The organism is Shewanella sp. TB7-MNA-CIBAN-0143 (assembly GCF_040310065.1).
In the GTDB taxonomy this organism is placed as follows: Bacteria; Pseudomonadota; Gammaproteobacteria; order Enterobacterales; family Shewanellaceae; genus Shewanella.
Genome location: NZ_JBEOPL010000053.1, coordinates 1 through 1,671, shown reverse-complemented (window position 1 = coordinate 1,671; position 1,671 = coordinate 1). Strand labels below are relative to the sequence as shown.

Genomic DNA, 1,671 nt, shown 5'->3' with positions numbered 1-1,671 from the left:
CGGTGTTTTTCAAGGTAGTTGGCACTCTTTACTTAAATTTTAAGCTGCATTTCTTGTTTCTGTTTCAGACTTCTTATCTGGGTTCAGTGTGACTTCACCTACAGCGTCACAATTCCTTATACCGTTTGGCCAGCGTTTAGGATTTCTTGACCTCGCTTCCTCTAGCACTATCTTACGCTTAGATAAAATAGTCCTGTCTTGCATCGCATGACGCTCACTCGGTGACACAAAGTTGAGCTTGCTGTGTTTATGCTTAGTATTGTACCAAGTCACAAATACTTCGACCCATTCTCGTGCTTCGGTGATGCTTTTAAAGCCAGAGCTGGGCCATTCTGGCCGATACTTTAATGTTCTAAACAGCGACTCGGAGTAAGGGTTATCGTTACTGACACTCGGGCGGCTTAATGACGCGGTAACGCCCAACTCTTCAAGCTTGGCTTTCATTGTTAACGACTTCATCGGAGCACCATTATCTGAGTGCAATACCAGTGGCTTCTTAAAGCATTGCTCACGCAGCATATTGCGTTGCATTAACTCGGCCGCTAGCTCACCACATTCACGTTCATGGACTTCATAACCCACAACCTTACGGCTATAAATATCCTCAAACATATATAGATAATAAAAGCGTCCTTTGATGACCGAAGCTAAATAAGTGATATCCCAAGACCACACTTTGTTCGGCCCATCTGCAACATAAGCATCTGGTTTACTTCTTTTTGTTATGCTTTGGCTTCGTCCACGTCGATTTAATTGAGCATTGGCTTTTAACACTCGGTAAAAACTCGACTCTGAAGCGATATAGACCCCTTCATCAAGCAGCGTCGGCACGATTTGTGAGGGAGGTAGACTCGCAAACCTTGCCTCATTCGAGGTTGCCAGTATCAGCTTTTCCTCGTCATCACTAAGCTTGTTGGCTGGCTCCTGTCTTACCGCCGAGGGCCTTAAATCAGCTTGTACTTTTCCTGCTCGATACCAGCGCCGATACGTCCGCTTACTTAGCTCTGCTTCAGCGCAAGCCTTGTAAAGACGTGCACCGTGGGCATACGCTTCTTGTATTAAATTCACCAATGTTATGCGCTTAGGCAAAGGCGTTAACTCTCCTCGTTGTCGTCCTCCCAAAGCGCATTGAGCTTTTTTCTAAGCACCAGTAAAGCCGCTGTTTCTGCTAACGCCTTCTCTTTGTAGCGTAGCTCTCGTTGCAGGGATTTGATTTCTGCTTTGTCTGATTTGGCTTGCTGCTTAATCGTTTTGGCTTGAACTTCACTTGTCGTAAAGCCCCCTAAACAATCTTGTTTCCACTGCTGAACTTGTTCTCGAAACAAACCATTTTCTCGGCAATATTGGCTTACTTCAGCTTCAGACATTGGCGCTGTTTCAATGAGAACGGCAAACTTAGCTTCGGCCGACCAATCATTACTGGTCAATTTTTTACCTGGCACTGGGCGACCCTCTTTTTTAGCTTTATCGCGCCAATGATACAGGGTTTGGTAGGCGATCCCTTCACTACGTGCCACTTCCATGACGGTCATATTGTGGGGAGGCAATAACTTCTTTAAAACTGCTTCTTTACGTTCAGATGAATATCGTGCCATTGAGCTCTCATTGACCGCCCCCTCTATTTAATTATTGGATGATTTTAAGGGGTGACAACAATCCTGACACAGGGGG

The 1,671-nt window shown here is 45.4% G+C and carries 1 protein-coding gene; it reads right to left on the bottom strand.

The genetic code is table 11. The features are described from left to right. Window positions 1-39 precede the first annotated feature (39 nt). Window positions 40-1,595, bottom strand: a protein-coding gene (locus tag AAEY97_RS21075; protein WP_124011615.1) for an IS3 family transposase whose coding sequence is annotated in 2 segments (ribosomal slippage) — window positions 40-1,142 and window positions 1,142-1,595 — 1,557 coding nt in all. Because the reading frame shifts where the segments join, the coding sequence is not laid out codon by codon here. Window positions 1,596-1,671: the final 76 nt, after the last annotated feature.